Source organism: Pedobacter agri (assembly GCF_032678665.1).
GTDB lineage: Bacteria > Bacteroidota > Bacteroidia > Sphingobacteriales > Sphingobacteriaceae > Pedobacter > Pedobacter agri_A.
Genome location: NZ_JAVTSH010000008.1, coordinates 259,206 through 277,348, shown reverse-complemented (window position 1 = coordinate 277,348; position 18,143 = coordinate 259,206). Strand labels below are relative to the sequence as shown.

Annotated in this window: 14 protein-coding genes; 13 read left to right on the top strand and 1 reads right to left on the bottom strand. The window is 38.9% G+C overall.

What is annotated here, in order from left to right:
• Positions 1-67: 67 nt before the first annotated feature.
• The gene (locus tag R2Q70_RS17580) at positions 68-1,255 is read right to left on the bottom strand and encodes a DUF1624 domain-containing protein (protein WP_316808852.1); all 1,188 of its coding nucleotides are present in this window, start codon (positions 1,253-1,255) and stop codon (positions 68-70) included.
• Positions 1,256-1,699: 444 nt separating this feature from the next.
• Between R2Q70_RS17580 and R2Q70_RS17575 the strand changes: the two genes are divergently transcribed.
• The 13 genes from R2Q70_RS17575 to R2Q70_RS17515 are packed head-to-tail and all read left to right on the top strand — an operon-like array spanning position 1,700 to position 18,131.
• Positions 1,700-2,308: a DUF4255 domain-containing protein gene (locus R2Q70_RS17575; protein ID WP_316808851.1), complete on the top strand. Its 609-nt coding sequence runs from the start codon at positions 1,700-1,702 to the stop codon at positions 2,306-2,308.
• Complete coding sequence (locus R2Q70_RS17570; protein WP_316808850.1) at positions 2,305-3,411, top strand: hypothetical protein; 1,107 nt, start codon at positions 2,305-2,307, stop codon at positions 3,409-3,411. The genes R2Q70_RS17575 and R2Q70_RS17570 overlap by 4 nt, the downstream gene beginning before the upstream one ends.
• Positions 3,412-3,429: 18 nt before the next feature.
• Positions 3,430-5,208, top strand: coding sequence for a phage tail sheath family protein (locus R2Q70_RS17565; protein ID WP_316808849.1), 1,779 nt, complete (start codon positions 3,430-3,432; stop codon positions 5,206-5,208).
• A 3-nt stretch (positions 5,209-5,211) separates the two neighbouring features.
• Positions 5,212-6,642, top strand: coding sequence for a phage tail sheath family protein (locus tag R2Q70_RS17560; protein ID WP_316808848.1), 1,431 nt, complete (start codon positions 5,212-5,214; stop codon positions 6,640-6,642).
• Between the two features lie 21 nt (positions 6,643-6,663).
• Entirely contained in the window at positions 6,664-7,098 is a 435-nt protein-coding gene (locus R2Q70_RS17555; RefSeq protein WP_316808847.1) for a phage tail protein, read from the top strand.
• A gap of 8 nt (positions 7,099-7,106) precedes the next feature.
• Positions 7,107-7,562 (top strand): phage tail protein, encoded by a 456-nt coding sequence (locus tag R2Q70_RS17550; RefSeq protein WP_010602701.1) that lies wholly within the window; start codon positions 7,107-7,109, stop codon positions 7,560-7,562.
• Between the two features lie 4 nt (positions 7,563-7,566).
• Positions 7,567-7,728, top strand: a complete 162-nt coding sequence (locus R2Q70_RS17545) for a DUF5908 family protein (protein ID WP_316808846.1) — start codon at positions 7,567-7,569, stop codon at positions 7,726-7,728.
• A gap of 2 nt (positions 7,729-7,730) precedes the next feature.
• Positions 7,731-8,453 carry a hypothetical protein gene (locus R2Q70_RS17540; RefSeq protein ID WP_316808845.1) on the top strand — a complete coding sequence of 241 codons (723 nt, stop codon included), beginning with the start codon at positions 7,731-7,733 and terminating at the stop codon, positions 8,451-8,453.
• A gap of 3 nt (positions 8,454-8,456) precedes the next feature.
• Complete coding sequence (gene vgrG / locus R2Q70_RS17535; RefSeq protein ID WP_316808844.1) at positions 8,457-10,184, top strand: type VI secretion system tip protein VgrG; 1,728 nt, start codon at positions 8,457-8,459, stop codon at positions 10,182-10,184.
• A gap of 2 nt (positions 10,185-10,186) precedes the next feature.
• Positions 10,187-10,462, top strand: coding sequence for a PAAR domain-containing protein (locus R2Q70_RS17530; protein WP_316808843.1), 276 nt, complete (start codon positions 10,187-10,189; stop codon positions 10,460-10,462).
• Between the two features lie 2 nt (positions 10,463-10,464).
• On the top strand, positions 10,465-10,884 hold the full coding sequence (locus R2Q70_RS17525) for a GPW/gp25 family protein (protein WP_316808842.1): 420 nt from the start codon (positions 10,465-10,467) through the stop codon (positions 10,882-10,884).
• A 3-nt stretch (positions 10,885-10,887) separates the two neighbouring features.
• Positions 10,888-14,193, top strand: a complete 3,306-nt coding sequence (locus R2Q70_RS17520) for a hypothetical protein (RefSeq protein ID WP_316808841.1) — start codon at positions 10,888-10,890, stop codon at positions 14,191-14,193.
• Positions 14,193-18,131: a hypothetical protein gene (locus tag R2Q70_RS17515; protein ID WP_316808840.1), complete on the top strand. Its 3,939-nt coding sequence runs from the start codon at positions 14,193-14,195 to the stop codon at positions 18,129-18,131. The genes R2Q70_RS17520 and R2Q70_RS17515 overlap by 1 nt, the downstream gene beginning before the upstream one ends.
• The last annotated feature ends 12 nt before the right edge of the window (positions 18,132-18,143 follow it).

Sequence of the window (18,143 nt, the reverse complement as noted above, 5' to 3'; positions counted from 1 at the left end):
TTATAAATTTGCTGTTATTTCCGTTTAGCTTCAATCTCGAGAAAGTTATTGAAGATTTACGTCAAGTTTAAACGTACCGTAACCACCACTGCTTATGTGTTTCCTTGTATTTTTTAAACCATTTGCAGGGTAAATAAAGTGCTGCAACAACGGCAATCCAAATTAAATAAACCATGGTTAAACTAAACCCAAACGCAGTTGGGCGAAACCAAAACGGAACCTGAACGATTTGCGCATTAATGAAACCTGTTGCATAAAAGGCAATGACTAAAATGGTGTGCAATAGGTAAAAGTGAATGACATAGTAGAAGAAAGGCACTGCTCCATAAACCGCTGTAATCCGAGTAAACAAATTGCTTACTTTCTCTGTGAAAGCCAGAAATAACATTGCAATACCGATGGTCATGGCGGTATATTGTAATGACGGCGGGTATTTACTCACGTTAAAAAATGACATTAGGTTTTTAAAAAAATCATGATATTCTTTTCTCGGAGCAGGGTCGCCGTATAAATTAATGAACCTCAGAAAAAGAAATAGAAAAATAGTCAGCGAGCCAGTAATCATCAGATTTTGTTTCCTGGTTTCTTCCGAGTATCCCCGTTTGTACCAGGCACCAATGCTATAGCCGATGAACATAATTCCTGTCCAGGGTAAAATGGCATAAAATACCCCAAGTAGATGGTTATTATCTAGAGGAACAACTGTTCCAAAAGCGGTAAAGAATACTTTAAGTAGCAAAGCCAAACCCTCACTTTCAGGTGGCGGAAAAAGGTTGAAAATATTGTGTCCGAAAACAAGTATCAATCCAATAATTAAAACTGCTTTATAGGAAATTCGGCTAATTAAGCCCAAAAGGATCATGCTCCAGCCAATTACCCAGATTACCTGCAAAATAATAAAGTTGTAAAAGGGATTAAACGTTAAGCCTAGCGAAATGATAACAATTTCAACTATGATTAACCATATACCACGTTTTAACAAAAAAGCATTTGCTTCGGCAGGTGTTTTATGCTGAGATGACAAATATGCAGATAAGCCAGATAGAAAAACAAATATCGGGGCGCAAAAATGGGTGATCCACCTCGTGAAAAACAAAATCCCCGTTGTCGTTTGTGGATCAAGCGGATTTGCCGTCATGGCTTCAATGTGAAAAAAATCACGGGTATGGTCAAGCGCCATAATGATCATTACAATACCGCGTAGAATATCGATCGACAATATACGCTTTGATGGGAGGGATGAATCAATAGTCATGATATCAGTTTTTCTACGATAAAGATAACAAATTGGATTTTTTAATTAGTGCGATTACACACTTAACTACAACTAGCATTTCATTGGCATATAATCCATTATTTAAAAAAATGTATGTATAGTTATACAATTAATCTATTGATTAATAGATGGTTAACGGCTGGTTTTGTCGTTTTATATTTTTACTTCAAAAATTTCGCCTATAAAATTCGATAGTTTGTGTGTTCATTCTTAATAGGAATAATTTTTCAAGTTGTTGATAACTAATATTTTAATTGATTTGTTCTATTTGAAAATATTGCAATAGTATCCGGATTCGAAGATTTTGCAGTTCCATTTCGGTTGATAACTTTTTTTTAATTTGTTAATAACTATTGTCGGTTTCGTGTATAAGTTTATGATAATCATTTGCTTAACTGTCTAACCTACAATATTTTTTCGTTTATGATTAACACCGCTCTTGATTTTATTTCGAAAGAAATTAATGGCTATTTGAACAATATTGCCGGAACAACTAATGAAGATTTTATTGTTGTTTCGAGTATTGTTTATGATGGTAAATTAGCTATTCCTGATAAAACCCTGGGCTTAACCCTAATGAACATCGAGGAAGACAGGGCAGCAAAAGATCAACGGGTAACTGTACGAAATATGCAAGGCGATATTGAAACCCGTAACCCTGATATTTACCTCAATCTTTTTGTACTCATCTCTGCAAATTTCCATTACGAAGAAACTGAATCGCCAAGGCTGGATTATCTGGAAGGATTGAAACGCCTTTCTCAGGTTATTTCATTCTTTCAAGGGAAAAGTGTTTTTACGCAAGCAAATTCTCCATTACTTGCACTTACCGATAGCAAAATAGAGCGATTAAGTGCAGAACTTTTTAGTTTCAATTTCGAGCAAATGAACCATTTCTGGAGCATTATTGGTCATAGCTATCTGCCATCGGTACTCTATAAAATACGGATGTTAACCATTCAGGAAAATGTACAATTGGCACCTGACGGAATAGTTGAAAATATTGTATTACAAACCAAAATAAGATCATGACGGTCTATCGTAAACTATTTTCCGTTAATGTGCTTCACAACTATTACGAAGATGGTTTGTGTCAGGATCTGGACTTTATACCAGCCAACAGTTCGCGTGTACTCATGCGAAACCAGCGTTGGATATACAGGGCGTTTGATGCCGGCTTTAATCTAATTTGCGAGCTGAATGAAGATGAGAGGGCGAAGATTAAGATAGAGGAGCGCAATCTATACTTCGGAATTAGTTTAAAACAAGCCGCTAAGTTTTTAGCCGTTACAAATTTAGATGAGGCAAGTCCACAGAAAAATTTTTTAAGCAATAAGAAGATTTATTTAACGAATAATGGATTAAATACAGGTCTTAATTACAGCATTCTTGATGCAATTGCTGGCGATTTGCTAAATTTTAGTTTTGATTTGCCAGGCCCTGAAGAAGTCACATTACGGTTGAATTCCGTTTCAAAAAACAATTTAATAATTGATTACGATAGCAACGGAACGCCCATAGCAAGTCCATACAAAATCAAAAAAAGTAAAGATGGAAGCTTTGGAAAGTTAATAAACCTCTCAAAACTGCCAGATGGATTGTACACCATTTCGGTAAAAAATGCAGCCGATTCTGGAAGCGACTTATTGACGTATAAAATTTTTAAAAGCGCTGAACTTCAAGCACAATCTACTTTTGGCGTTTTGGATATTAAGCTACCAGCAATTGATGCAGTGATCGTGGAGACAAAGTTTTCAATCAGTTTTACCAGGAAAGAAACCTTCTGGAAATACTATGTGATCAATCAAAGTGGTATTGATTTGGAAGATTTCAACCTTTTTGTAAAGGATAAAAGTGCAGATGGCGATACAGGCGGTAATCCGGTTTACAATAATTACACTTTCGTTGGAAAGCCAGTTCCAGCTGATGACCATGATCCCATCAATAAAATAGCTGATGTACCCATTGTGCTGTTCAAAAGCAATATCAAGATTCCGTTTTTCGAGAAAGTAAAAACGGGTTTGGAGTTGAGTAAAAAAGATGGTTCAACTGAAGTGGTCCTTTCCAAAAATTTGCCTAATCCAATGCCTGAAAAGCAGGCGGGAGAGGAGAGTAAAGTTTATGTATATGTTTAAAAAATAAATCATTAAGATATGGCGCTAACATATAAACATCCAGGGGTTTATGTTGAAGAAATTTCAACAATTCCTCCTTCCATTGCACAAGTAGAAACTGCAATACCGGGTTTTGTTGGTTATACCGCAAAGCGAGAAAAAAACGGAATTCCGTTTGATGTCAATGTGCCATTGCGCATCACCTCCTTACTGGAATTTGAACAACATTTTGGCGCTGCATATCCAGAAGTACTGGAAATAACGATAGAAAACCCCGAAAATGGCTCAGCATTACCAAAAATTGTAGTTTCCCCAGCAAGCACATTATCAGGCTATTTGCTTTATTACCACGTGAAAATGTTTTATGAAAACGGTGGTGGCCCATGTTTCATCATTTCTACCGGAACTTTTAAAGCGGTGCCTGCGTTGGATAAATCAGAATTAAAAAACGGATTAGATGCTTGCGAAAAGGAAGATGAAATAACCTTATTGGTTATTCCTGAGGTTGTAGGTTTATCTTCTGCCTCGCAAATAAAGGAACTAAATGATGCCATGCTCGCCCAATGCGCCAAGCTGCAAGATCGGTTTGCCGTTCTTGATGCACCACAGGCAAGCCTAACTACACCAATTTCGGTGGCTGATAAATTTAGGAGCGACTTTATCAGTTCAGATAATTTAAAATACGGTGCGGTTTACTATCCGCAAATACAAAGTGGTGCAATCTACAACCGTACTGCTGATGAAAATATCGTAATTACAAAGGATAACCGTGGCGGTGACAACGCAGGTATTTATAAATCTTCAGGAGATACAAAAAAGCCCATTACCGATGTGGTTAAACCTGCAGCGCAAGTAGCTATCGCAGCAACTACAAAAGTCACGATAGATGCTGTCCCGACAGAAAACCAGTCGATTAGCATCGCTGGCATCAGCCTAACATTTGGAACGGATGGAATCGCGATCGACGGCAACACAACGGCGACAGCAAAAAGTTTAAAGGATGCCATCGTTGCGCACAACGATCTGAAGTTATTGGTTAATGCCGAATCAGTAGGTAAGGTAGTTACCATTACTGCTTTAGAAGCTGGCACTAGCGGAAACAATATTTCAATCGTGTATGACCCAAAAGGCGGAGCAATTGCTGTGAAATTAGATTCACCAACCTTAACCGGAGGTTTCGATAATGTGGATTTTGTGCTGTTTAATCAGATCAAAGCTGCGTTAAATGCGTATACGGTTCCGCTTTATCCGTCCGGCATGATGGCAGGTGTGATGGCCAGAGTTGATAACGAACGTGGCGTGTGGAAGGCGCCTGCAAATGTAAGTATCAGAACCGTAGATAAACCTGTAGTATCCATAAGCGATGAAGAACAAGACTATTTAAATATTGATCCAACCGGAGGTAAAAGTATCAATGCCATTAGGAAATTTGCAGGAAGAGGCACTTTGGTTTGGGGCGCCCGAACCTTGGCGGGAAATGACAACGAATGGCGATATGTTCCGGTGAGGCGACTTTTCATCATGGTAGAAGAAAGCATTAAAAAGGCAACCGAGTTTGTGGTGTTTGAACCAAATGATGCCAAAACCTGGCTGCGGGTGAAAACCATGTGCGAAAACTTTCTGAATCAGTTATGGCGACAGGGAGCGCTGGCCGGTGCAAAGCCTGAACATGCCTACTTCGTCAACGTTGGTTTAGGCATCACCATGACCTCGCTCGATATTCTGGAAGGCAGATTGATCATCGAAATTGGAATGGCTGCGGTTCGTCCGGCAGAGTTTATCATTTTGAAATTTTCTCATTTATTAGCAAAATCTTAAAAAATGGCAAAGAACTATAAAACCCCAGGCGTTTATATTGAGGAAATCAGTAAACTTCCTGCATCTGTGGCTCCGGTTGAAACGGCTATACCAGCTTTTATGGGTAGAACAGAAATTGCTAAAGATGAAAATGGAGACGATATTTTCCCAGGTGTAAATAAACTTCCTACACCCATTCGGATTACTTCTTTTTTAGATTATCAAAAGTATTTTGGTGGGCCAAATTCAGAGGCTGAAGTATTTAAAACAACTGGTTTACCCACTATACAGGATGTGATTGTTGATGGCAAAGTACAAAACAGAGCGATTACCTGTAATGCCAGAAAAGAATCGGCAAGTGGCATGTACATGTATTATACTTTGCAAATGTATTTCGGAAATGGCGGCGGCCCCTGCTATATTGTTTCAAGCGGAAGCTATACCACAGATTTTGATAATCCAGAAGGAAGTGCTTGTTTGGCGGCAGTTGCAAAGGTTGATGAGCCAACATTACTGATCTTTACCGATCGACACAAAAAAAATACTGCTTCCAAATCGGGGTATAAGGATTTGTACGATAGCGCCCTGGCTTTATGCAATAGGCTGCAAGATCGAATTGCCATTTTCGATGCCTGGAAGCTTTCTTCAGTTCCACATGATGATGCTAAAATTATCAGGGATGATGTGAGCACTGCCGATTTAAAATATGGTTGCGTTTATTATCCATGGTTACAAAGTACACTGAACTACGGTTACAATGAAAATGATATCCTCATCAAACACAATGGGGCTTATGATGGGAAAAGTTTATCAGCCATAAAAGCAATCGACCTGAATACCTATCGGCTTTTAAAAGCTGAAATTGATAAGAATTTTATCGATTTACCTCCATCGGGGGCAGTAGCTGGTGTAATGGCCCGGGTTGATAGTAACCGTGGCGTATGGAAGGCACCCGCAAATGAAAGTTTAAGGATGGTTACTGGTCCCTCGGTAAGGGTAACCGCCGAACAGCAGGAAAATTTAAATATCGATCCGACTACAGGAAAATCAATTAATGTAATCCGTTTTTTTACCGGCAAAGGAACTTTGGTTTGGGGTGCAAGAACACTTTCAGGAAATGATAATGAGTGGAGGTATATCTCGGTAAGGCGCTTTTACAATTTTGTGGAAGAAAGTATCAAAAAAGCAACTGAATTTGTGGTATTCGAACCTAACGATGCCAATACATGGCTACGGGTTAAAGCCATGTGCGAAAATTTCCTTAATCAGTTATGGCGGCAAGGTGCGTTGCAAGGAGCAAAGCCTGATGATGCATTTTTCGTTCGAATAGGGCTAGGCATTACGATGACTTCACTTGATATACTTGAGGGAAGAATGAATGTCGAGATTGGTATGGCAGTGGTTCGCCCGGCAGAATTTATCATTCTGAAATTCTCACATAAATTACAGGAATAACCTATTATAAATCTAAATATTATGGCAAATAATTATCCATTGCCGGTTTTTCACTTCCAAGTGGAATGGGGCGGCTCAAGAATTGGCTTCACGGAGGTTAGTGGTTTAACGGTAGAAACGCAGTCAATCGACTACCGTGAAGGTAGCTCGCCAGAGTACCACGTTACCAAAATGCCTGGCATGCAACAGTATGCAGCAATTTCAATGAAAAGAGGCATTACTAAAGGTGATAATGAACTTTTTCAATGGTTTAATACCGTAAGCTTAAATAAAATTGAGCGTAGAGATTTAACCATCAGCCTGCTTAACGAGAGCCATGAACCTGTTGTGGTTTGGAAAGTACGAAACGCATGGCCATCAAAGGTTGATGGGCCCACGCTTAACTCAACAGGGAATGAAGTGGCTATAGAAACGGTAGAGCTTGCACACGAGGGTTTGAGTATTGAATTTACATAGCAGTTGTTATGGTTGCGAAATATCCTCCGGTAGGTTTTCATTTTTTGCTTCGTATTGAAGGACTTGAACTTCAGTATCCGGGAATGCCGGATATTGGTTTTACAGATGTAACAGGTTTGGAGGCAAATATTGCCACAGAGGAATATAAGGAGGGTGGTGAAAATCGCTTTGCGCATAAACTACCAACGGCAATCACCTATAGCAACCTCACCCTTAAACGAGGCATGTTGATCGGTTCTTCAGCGATGAAGTGGTTTAAAGAGAGTGTTGAATCTTTTACGTTTAAACCCAGAGACATTACGTTAATCCTTTTAAACGAAGACCATACTCCGCTGCAGGCCTGGAATTTTGTAAATGCCTACCCAATAAAATGGGCTGTTGAAGGTTTTAATGCCCAGCAAAACGGAATCGTAATTGAAAGCATTGAATTTGCCCATCAATATTTCAGACGAATAGATATTTAAAGATATGCCAGTTGAAATAAGAGAACTTAACATTACGGCAACGGTGACCAATAATGTTGCCGGCTCAGCACCTGCAAGCCCATCAGGACAAACAGCTACCGACCGGAAAATGAAAAAAGCACTGGAAGAATTGAAGCAACAGGTTAAAAATAAAAACGAAAGGTAATTATGGCACTTAGTCAGCTTTTTGGAGAACTCGGTAATTTGGAAAAACTCATCATTGATGTTTATCCCACCGATAATTTTTCAGGTTCGCCCGTAGAAAGTTTTAAGGTTTTGTACAACCCAAATACTTATTTTATTGAATATAAAAACGAGTTGGATAATAGTGCCCCTGCGAATGCTGCTGATAGTGTGGGTCAATTTAAATCTTCAAGAGGAAAGGAATTAAAACTCGATTTATTATGGGATGCAACTTCAGCATCTTATTCAGGTAATTCTGCTTTTCAATCTGATATCCAGAGAGATAAAACGGTACACAAGGTGATAGAGAAATTTATAGATACCTGTTTTAAAATTAAGGATGATACGCATCAACCTAACTATTTAAAAATCCATTGGGGAGAATTGACTTTTCAGGGCATGCTCACTGCGGTAAAGGTTACCTATACGTTGTTCGATAATACGGGTAAGCCTTTACGGGCGAAAACAGATTGTACTTTTACCAGCTACACGTCATTAGTGGAGCAATCCAACGAATTGCAAAGAAATTCTCCAGATTTAACACATTTCAGAAATGTTGAAGGCGATAGTCCGTTGCCATTGATGACATACAACATCTATAAAACCGATCGATATTATTTGGAGGTTGCCAGAGCGAACAAATTAAATAATTTCAGAAAGTTAAAACAGGGACAGCGTATTTCCTTTCCACCGATTGAAAAATTTTAAGATATGCCACAAAACATGGGAGTGCAGTCATTTAGTATAAAAATCGGAGGCCAGCCATTATCTGATGCTGTTGGGATATTGGAAATTACAGTCACCAATATCGTAAATACTATTCCTAAAGCCAGGGTGGTTGTAATGGATGGAAGTGCTGCTGCACAAAATTTTGATTTAAGCAATGGTGCAGATTTTGTTCCCGGTGCCGAAATTTCAATTTCTGCAGGTTATGATGGTAAAGATGAGTTGATTTTTGCGGGTTTGATTATCAGTCAGACGATTAAGGCTAATGAAGAGGGCAGCATCTTAGAGATAGAATGCAGAGACAAGTCGATTAAACTTACTGCCGGAAGAAAAAATAAAATTTGGGAAGAAATGAGTGACGGCGATGTGATCGAAGAACTTTTAAGCCAAAGCGGACTCACTTATGAATTAAATAATCTGCACTTAAAGCATAAACAGCTGGTTCAGTTCAATTGCAGCAATTGGGATTTTATAGTTACCCGGGCTGAACTAAATAGTGCTTTGGTTATTGCAGATGCTGGAAAGTTAGTCATCGCCGGGCCTGATGTGAATCAAGCGGCAACAGCAACATACACCTATGGTAGTAATATTTATGATTTTGAGGCACAGATGGATGCCAGGACGCAATACCCGGAGGTGATTACACAAAACTGGAATTACACCAATCAGGAGATTACAGAAAGCACCTCAAATGCTAAATCCTTGCCACAGCAGGGGAATTTTTCTGGAGATGAATTGGCAGAAGTACTTGGATGGGAAAACAGCAGTTCCTTTCATTCGGGGAATCTGTCAGCCGAGGAATCAGCTGAGTGGGCAACTGCACAATTATTTAGGAGCAGGCTCAATCGAATAATTGGAAACTTTAGGGTTTTGGGCGATAATAAACTCAAGCCAGGAATAATTGTGGATTTGAAAGGAATAGGCGATCGGTTTAGTGGTAAATGCCTGCTAACAGGTGTCATTCATTCATACTCGGGCGAGGCGGCCTGGTACAGTCACGTACAGTTTGGACTGGATAAAGCCCTTCATCATTATAAGTTCGATGATGTGGTGGAAAAACCAGCCACCGGCATAATTCCGCCAGTAAATGGTCTACAAATTGGAGTGGTGACCCAGCTGGAACAGGACCCGGAAGGAGAAAGTCGCATTAGGGTGAGACTGCCCACAGTTGAAAAAACCGGAGATGGTATTTGGGCAAGATTAGCTACGGTTGATGCTGGCAAAGATCGTGGCTGGGTTTGGAATCCTGAAATTGATGATGAGGTGATCATCGGTTTTATCAATGATGATCCCCGAGATGCGGTAATTTTAGGCAGATTATACAGTAGCGCACATCTGCCTCATTTGAAATACCAGGATGATAATCATGAAAAAGGCTTAAAGACCAGAAGCGGCATGACGATGTTATTCGATGATGATAAAAAAATCATCAGCATTGAAACACCGGCTGGAAACAAATTTACACTCAATGAGGATGAAAAATCAATTACCGTTGAAGATCAAAACGGAAATAAAATAAAAACTAGCGATAGCGGTATTACCATCGAAAGCAGTAAAGATTTACAGTTAAAAGCTAGTGGTGATATTAAAATAGAAGGTAGCAATATATCGCTAACCAGTAATGCACAACTTAAGTTAGAAGGAAGTAGCGGAGTAGAGTTGAGCTCTTCAGCGGTTACAAAAATTAAAGGAAGTATGGTTCAAATTAATTAGAGATGCCAAATGCAGTAAGAACAACAGATGTAACCAATCATGGCGGTTTGGTAACAGGACCTGGAGTAGCAACCGTATTGGTCGGGGGCATGCCGGCAACGGTAGTTGGTGATATGCATACCTGCGCTATACCGCCACCAGGCCACATACCAGCCAGTCCGTTTGTAGCAGGCAGTGCAACGGTAACGATTGGCGGCAAGCCTGCGATTAGAACCGGAGATGTGTGCGGCTGTGGAGCATCGGCTGTAGTAGGTTGCCCTACAGTAACCATTGGATAGTTATGGAAAGAGAAAGTAGTTTTTTAGGAACAGGTTGGGCTTTTCCACCTAAAATTAACAAGTATGTCGATTCAGACCGGTTTACCACAAGTATGGCAAGTGAGCTTTTGGATATTAACCAGAGCCTTGAAATACTATTTGGAACAGCGGTTGGCGAGCGTATAATGCAGGCAGAATATGGTTGCAACCTGGATGATATGCTGTTTGAGCCAATAAATGTAACATTGGTTACCCGGATAACGGAACGAGTAAGGCGGGCGATAATCTATTATGAACCCCGGATTAAGCTAGATAAACTGGATGTGTTTAAAAACGAAGAAAGTGGAATTATTAATCTGGTTGTAGAATATACGATCAGGAGCACAAATACGAGGAATAACATCGTTTACCCATACTATTTAAATGAAGGAACAAATCTTTAAAAAATGAGTAAAAACTGCAACAAAAATAGCGCACCAAGAAACGGCACAAACCGTTTAAATCGCTTGCCCAAAGCGTTGGATGCTTCTTTTGTTGCCATTGATGAGCGAAGTAAATCAGCGCTTTATCAATTTGCAGAGCGATTAAGCGCTTATGTGAATTATCATTACTATGATGAGGTGCCGCATCAAAGCAATTGGAAAACAGTTTTTAACATCAATGAAATAAGAGATGATGGTTTAACAGCGCCACACTTAGCGCTTTTTGACGCATTTTTAGAGCTGTATGCTATCGCACAGCGGGATCTCAACCAGTTTACGGCCAAACACCTTAATTATTTTTACGAAACCGTTTTAGGCTTCGAAAAGAAACCTGCCTCGCCTGATAAGGTTTATTTAACCATCGAACTGGCTAAACACATTTCGCAACATGTGCTAAAGGAAAAAACTGAATTTAAAGCTGGGAAAAACAAGGATAAAAAAGAGCAGTTCTATCAATTGCTGTCTGAGTTTAGTTTCAGCCAGGCGAAAGTCGGCAGTTTAAAATCGATACGAGTTGATTCTGAAAAAAGTAATATCTGGATTTCGCCGGTTGCAAATTCCGGAGAGGGTATGGGTGGCGAAATCATCAATCAGGATAAAAGCTGGAAAGCATTTGGAAACAGTAAAAGAGAAAAAGAACAGATCGGATTCGCCATAAGTTCACCATTATTCAGACTGGCTGAAGGTCAGCGCAAAATTATAATTACCATCACCTATGCAGCAGGCAATACGATAATATCAACACTCACGAAAGCGAATTTTAAAGCTTTGGCAAGTGCGGAGAAAGGATGGGAAGAAATTAGTGTAGATTCAGTTAACATCACAAGTAAATCCCTGCAACTGGTTTTGTTTGCTAATGAAAGCCATCAAAAAATCGTTGATTATAACCCAAAACTTCATTTAGAAGCATACAAAACAATTTATCCTGTCATCCAAATACAGCTGAATCCAACTGATGGGCTTTACCAATCATTAATGTTTGCTCCATTGGAAATGGTTCAGATAAAAACTGATGTAAAGGGCGTTAAGCATCTCTTGGTTCAAAATAGTTTGGGAAAACTCGATGCCTCGAAGCCTATGGAACTCTTTGGGTCAATACCAACCATTGGTGCAAATTTTTATATTGGTAATACCGAGGTATTCCAGCATAAACTCTCAAGCTTAAAACTCAATTTTGAGTTTTTGAATTTGCCGGCCATGGCGTTCAATAATTATTACAAATCATACGCTGAACCGGCAAAATTATTTGAGTTTCTGCCTATCGTGACGGTGCAAAATGCTTCATTGGCATCGTCTTCCGATAAAAAAGAAGCCGCTTCACAAATGCAAAACGAGTCAGTCAAATCTGTGATGGATGTTCAACCAGTTTCGAAAACACTAAGTGCGAATGTTTCAGTTGGCAATCTTTCAACGCAAATGTATAGTATAATACCTAAATATTGGCAGCAGCAAGAAATCCAGAAACTTTTCAGCAACTATGTAAATAACTCCAGTTTCAAAGCCGAAATTACCTTTTTAGATTATAGGAGTTGGATTCCGCTAGCGCCAAATACACCTCAGAAAGTTAATCTTTTTGGTGCAGGAGATTCCAATGCTCCTGTTGCGCAGTTTAATACGGATATAACCATTCCCAGTGAACTGAAACCCAACTATAATACTGATGCCGGAGGGGGTTATGATTTGAATACGGAACGTGGCTTTGTAAAATTGAAGTTTACTAATGGCAAATTTGGGCATGCAGATTATCAACTAGCCTATAGCCGTGCCATTTTAAATAACGTAAAGGAAGATTTATCAAGCATAGAATTGCCTAATTCGCCTTACACACCGCTTATTCAGAATTTGAGTTTAGATTATACTGTTGAAGCCCAGATAGATTTAGCTGCAACGACTCAAGCTGGTGTTAATCAAATTCACAAATTATTCCATATCGCACCATTTGGTCAGGCTGAAGTACTTCCAAATGCAGACCAGGGTTTAGCTTATTTATTGCCAAGCTTAAAAAATGAAGGAGAGTTATATATTGGGCTGGTTGATGCCATTGCGCCACAAAATATTAGTTTGTTGTTTCAGGTGAGTGAAGGTAGTTCGAATCCTGACTACAGTAAAGCCATTGTAAAATGGTCGTACCTCCATAATGATGTTTGGCGAGATTTTGAAAATTCTGCTGTTCTCAGAGAACAAACAAACGGGCTGTTAACCACTGGTATCATTACCTTAAGGATTCCAGCAACGGCAAATAGTACCAATAGCTTGATGCCTGGTGGTTATTGCTGGTTACGGGCAAGTGTAGAAAAAGATGTATTGGCAGTTTGCGACATTATCTCAATTACCGCTCAAGCGGCAGAAGCACAATTCAATTTATATGATGATGTGATTCCCGAAAAGCTTTCCATTGAACCAGGAGTAATTAGTAAGCTAAAAGAACCAGATGCTGCGGTCAAGAAAATAATGCAGCCCTTTGGTTCATTTAATGGTAAGCCTGCCGAACAAGGTAATGACTATTATTTAAGAATTAGTGAACAACTACGGCATAAGGGAAGGGCCATCACGTTGTGGGATTATGAACGCTTGATTCTGGCGAAGTTTGCTAACGTTTACACCGTAAAGTGTATTGGTCACACCATTTTTAATGGCAATGTTGCTGGTTATAATGCTTTGTCACCAGGTGCTATCACCATTATTGCTGTTCCGGATATTTCCGTCACGAATGCCCCAGATCCGCTGCAACCCAAAGTTTCGAAAAACACCCTTGACGAAATTAAAAATTTCATTAATCAGAAAAAATCAGCCTTTGCGCAGGTGCAAGTTCATAACCCCATTTATGAACAGATCAAGCTGCACTTTCATGTTAAACTGAAGGATGGTTATGCAGATAATATCTATTTACCACGCCTAAAGGAAAGAATAAAATCATTATTGGCACCATGGACAAATGATACAGCTATGCAGCTCGAATTTGGCGGGAAAATTGAAAAATCGACTCTGATTTATCAGTTGGAAAAGCTGAGTTATGTAGATTATATTACCTGTTTTAAGATGTTCTTAATCAGGCCGGCAGGCTTAGAAGATATCTCTACAAAAGATATAGAGCGGGCTGAAGCTGCAACGGCTGCAAGCATTTTAACTTCTTTTTCTGATCATAGTATTCTAAATATCAATGATTTATCTGGTTTTGAAAATCCTGATTGTTCATGTGCTGACTGCGATGACAACTTGATTAAATCGAATAAACAATTTGTTCCGATTAATGAATGTGGATGTAACTGATGAATGATTTAAAAACCATATCGAAAAATGATCTGCCTTTGGAAAGCATGCAGTTTGACAGGCTGCGGGAGATTGGTTTGGAAAGGATTCAAGCACTGAGCAAAAACATCTGGACAGATTATAATTTGCATGATCCAGGAGTAACCACACTCGAAACACTTTGTTATGCCATTACCGATCTGGGTTATCGCTTAACTTTCGAGATGCAGGATTTACTGGCGAATGATCCGGAAACCGAAGGCGATGTTGATTTTAAGAATTTCTATACTGCGAGGCAGATCTTGCATAATGCTCCTGTTACCTTAAAAGATTTTCGTAAGTTGTTAATGGATGTTGCGGTTGTGGCTGATGGAGAAATACTCGGGATCAAGAACGCCTGGGTTATGCCTGCCACAGATTCAGAAATGAAACTCTATGTAGATAAGGTTAAAGAAAAACTCGATTATTCCCCAACCGTTACAGATGAAGATGGTTTTTTTGTAAAAGGATTATACAATTTTTTGTTTGAGTTTGATCAATCCATTAAACATGGCGATTTAAATTCAAATGCACTATCTGGAACTTATGTAGTGCGAGATTTTATTGATCCATTATTAGATGGTGTGGAAATCAGGATCACCATTCATTTTCCCCGTTGGGATGATGTGGGCGTTGATTTTAATAACGATCCATCTATCATTTCGAATATAAAAAGTTTAAAACTCGAATTTGATGAACTGCCAACAGGTTATTTGCTTTGGAATAGCAACATTGATGGTAGCGCTGTAACCTTAAAAGGTATTAAAACTATTGCTGGCGTTCCGGTCGATATACCTGATTTGAATCAGCTCAATGATGCAATTGATCACTTTATTTTTACGCACCCTAAAGGCGTTGTACAACAATATAAATCGAAGATTGCCATTATCAAAAGCATTATCAGAAAAGCAGGAGATCGCCTGAATGATAATCGGCCACTTTGCGAGGACTATTTCAATTCCCGGGCATTAAAGGTAGAGGGAATAGCCATTTGTGGTGACATTGAGATTGATCCTTTTGCTGATGCAGCAACCGTTGCAGCTAAAATTTACTTTGAAATCTCCAGATTTTTATCACCTGATGTGTATTTCTACAGCTTGCCTGATATGAAAGCAAAGGGGAAATCAACAGAAGACATTTTTGATGGACCAGCTTTGGAACATGGCTTTATTGATGATGATGAACTAGATGCGTCAGAACAAAAATGCACCATTCGCGTGAGCGATATCATTCAGATCATTATGGATACGGAGATTGATGGTAAAAAAGTGGTGCGTTCTGTTAGTGGCTTACAACTGGCTAATTTCCCTGAAGATGATGATGGTGCAATTGCGCAAAAAAGTGTTAAATGGTGTTTGTCACTTGCGGTCGATCAATTTTATGTGCCTAGGCTATCAACAAACGGTTCAAATTTATCGTTCTACAAGAGCAGCCTTCCGTTCGCTTTCGATCAAGATGATATGCAGGTAAAATTAAACAAATTATTTTCAGCAGCCCGAAAACGTTACCCAGCAAATCCGGTGTTAGACAGATCTTTGCCAATTGGAAATTGGCGAGAAACAACAGACTATAGTTCCATTCAGCAGGATTTTCCTTTGGTATATGGAGTAGGGATTGAGGGTATTCCAAACTTGCCGAAAGATGAAGCAGCTAGGCAAGAACGACTAACCAACGCAAAACAATTTAAAGGTTTCCTCTCCTTTTTCGATCAGTTACTTTATGGTTATCTTCAGCAGGTAAATGGCTTAAAATCTTTGTTTAGTTTAAATCAGGAGCTTGATGAGTATGATCAGCCTTTGCTAAAAAGATCGTATTTCAGCGAGCCACTGAATTCGGAATTAAATGAGGTGGTGCCAAATGCGAAAGACCAGGAAATATTCACATCAGATTACGCCACTAAACTGCAGGCAATTACCGAAAGTAAAGGGGAATTTGAAGAGAGAAAAAATCGTTTTTTAGATCATTTACTGGCCCGTTTTTGCGAACAGTTTAGCGATTACGCACTAATAGCTTACACAATTGATGGTCAAAAAGCAGGGGCAGAGTTAATTAAAGACAAACTTTCCTTCCTAAATGCTTATCCAGAAATTAGCCGGAACCGTGGCAAAGCTTTCAATTATAAAAATGAATTATGCTGGTTTTACCAAAATGTATCCGGTTACGAAAAACGGGTGAGTTCACTTTTAGGAATCGATCCGAAAAAAGTAGATGATTTACATTTTTCTGCCTCATTCAGAATTTTAAAAGGCGTAGTTAATTGGACTATAGATACTAAAGTTGGCTCCAAAATTCATTTTCAAGGTGCCAGTTCTTTCATAGATGAACGGTCTGCCAAAGCTGAAATGGAGAAAATGATTTGTGCCGGTGTTCATCCAAATAATTATAAAATTGTGCCTGGCGCAGCTACAAATAAATATAAAGTTGTGCTATTTGACGATTTGGTCGCAGAAAATACAATTGCGGTTAGTAAAAATACTGCTTTATCAATCACCACTGCTAAGGCGTTAATCAACGATCATATCTTATTATGTAGTAACGAATTGTATCATCATAATTTGTCGAATCGTAAGAACTTAACACCGCCAATCAGGAGTTATTTCGAAATTTTGTCGCACACTGTGGTAACCACCACAAACCCTTATCTGCATAAAATTAAATATCAGTTATTCGATAAACCGAAGGAAGATCCGAATAGAAAAGTAATTCTTAAAGGTGATTTAGAGGGGCCGGAAGTTCGTGGCCTTGATGATGCGGAAACCACCCATAATACTGAAGAAACCCTGCTCTGGAAATTGATCCGTTTTGCTGCTGATGAAGACTATTATCGTTTCGAACCTCAAAATATAATTAATTATGAACCGAACTATCACTTTGAAGTATTCGACATCTATGGCAATACCATTGGTAAACATCAGGAGAAAAATTACAATCGGCCGTTAGCCGAAATTATTGAAGATAGTGCTTTTACTCCAGCATTACGCGTAGTTGATTCCTTATCAAACAATGGAACTTATACCGTAAAAAATACAGTTGCTAGTGGCCCCAATATTAAAATTGAGATCAACGAAACATTTCCTAATAACTACCCTGATGGAAAAATATGTTTTACAGAAACTTTTGATGCGTTAATAAGCGATAATGGCAGAGAATTGGTTTTTGATAATATCGATTTAACTTCCAGGATTGATGTTGGTGATAAAATGACTTTTGTAAAATCTCCCGTGATTTTAAATGATTTTAAGGTATTGAAAATCACCTTCGATAATAACCAAACTACCATTGTTTCATCTATAGTATTAAATCATAAAGGTGATGCTAAAATATTAATTAACAAATATTTTAATATAAAAAGTATTTCGCCCAAAACGGTGATAATAAGGGCAGGTCAGGAAAAGACAGCAGTGCAAAAAATGGTTCATTTTTTTAATCGGGTGTTTATTGATAGGGAAGGAATCCACTTAATAGAGCATTTGCTACTGCGTCCTAAAATGCAATTTTATGATAAGTTGCTTAATATTCATACCGATGTAGACTGCGAACAATGCAAAATTAGTGATACCTACAGCTTCGTAATGACTGCAGTTTTGCCATATTGGCCTGACCGGTTTAGAGACCGGAATTTCAGGTTATTTATTGAAAAAACCTTGCGTGAAGAAAGTCCGGCACATATTACGATGAACATTTGTTGGGTGAGTCCTTTACAAATGAGTCAGTTTGAAAAAGCTTATAAAAACTGGCTCATGCAAATCAATACACCGAGCATTGACGATGCTAACAGGGTAAAGGCGCTTGATGATTTTATGAACATAATACAGCATTTAAGAAGCGTTTATCCATCAGGCAAGTTGCATAGTTGTAACGAAAACGAAGCCCAAAAAAATACGCTTATCCTCAATCAAACTAACATTGGCATTTTTTAACTAATCTAAGCT

Coding starts and splice junctions, on each gene's coding strand:
- R2Q70_RS17580 (WP_316808852.1), bottom strand. CDS start 1,255: ATGACTATTGATTCATCCCTCCCATCAAAGCGTATATTGTCGATCGAT.
- R2Q70_RS17575 (WP_316808851.1), top strand. CDS start 1,700: ATGATTAACACCGCTCTTGATTTTATTTCGAAAGAAATTAATGGCTAT.
- R2Q70_RS17570 (WP_316808850.1), top strand. CDS start 2,305: ATGACGGTCTATCGTAAACTATTTTCCGTTAATGTGCTTCACAACTAT.
- R2Q70_RS17565 (WP_316808849.1), top strand. CDS start 3,430: ATGGCGCTAACATATAAACATCCAGGGGTTTATGTTGAAGAAATTTCA.
- R2Q70_RS17560 (WP_316808848.1), top strand. CDS start 5,212: ATGGCAAAGAACTATAAAACCCCAGGCGTTTATATTGAGGAAATCAGT.
- R2Q70_RS17555 (WP_316808847.1), top strand. CDS start 6,664: ATGGCAAATAATTATCCATTGCCGGTTTTTCACTTCCAAGTGGAATGG.
- R2Q70_RS17550 (WP_010602701.1), top strand. CDS start 7,107: ATGGTTGCGAAATATCCTCCGGTAGGTTTTCATTTTTTGCTTCGTATT.
- R2Q70_RS17545 (WP_316808846.1), top strand. CDS start 7,567: ATGCCAGTTGAAATAAGAGAACTTAACATTACGGCAACGGTGACCAAT.
- R2Q70_RS17540 (WP_316808845.1), top strand. CDS start 7,731: ATGGCACTTAGTCAGCTTTTTGGAGAACTCGGTAATTTGGAAAAACTC.
- vgrG (WP_316808844.1), top strand. CDS start 8,457: ATGCCACAAAACATGGGAGTGCAGTCATTTAGTATAAAAATCGGAGGC.
- R2Q70_RS17530 (WP_316808843.1), top strand. CDS start 10,187: ATGCCAAATGCAGTAAGAACAACAGATGTAACCAATCATGGCGGTTTG.
- R2Q70_RS17525 (WP_316808842.1), top strand. CDS start 10,465: ATGGAAAGAGAAAGTAGTTTTTTAGGAACAGGTTGGGCTTTTCCACCT.
- R2Q70_RS17520 (WP_316808841.1), top strand. CDS start 10,888: ATGAGTAAAAACTGCAACAAAAATAGCGCACCAAGAAACGGCACAAAC.
- R2Q70_RS17515 (WP_316808840.1), top strand. CDS start 14,193: ATGAATGATTTAAAAACCATATCGAAAAATGATCTGCCTTTGGAAAGC.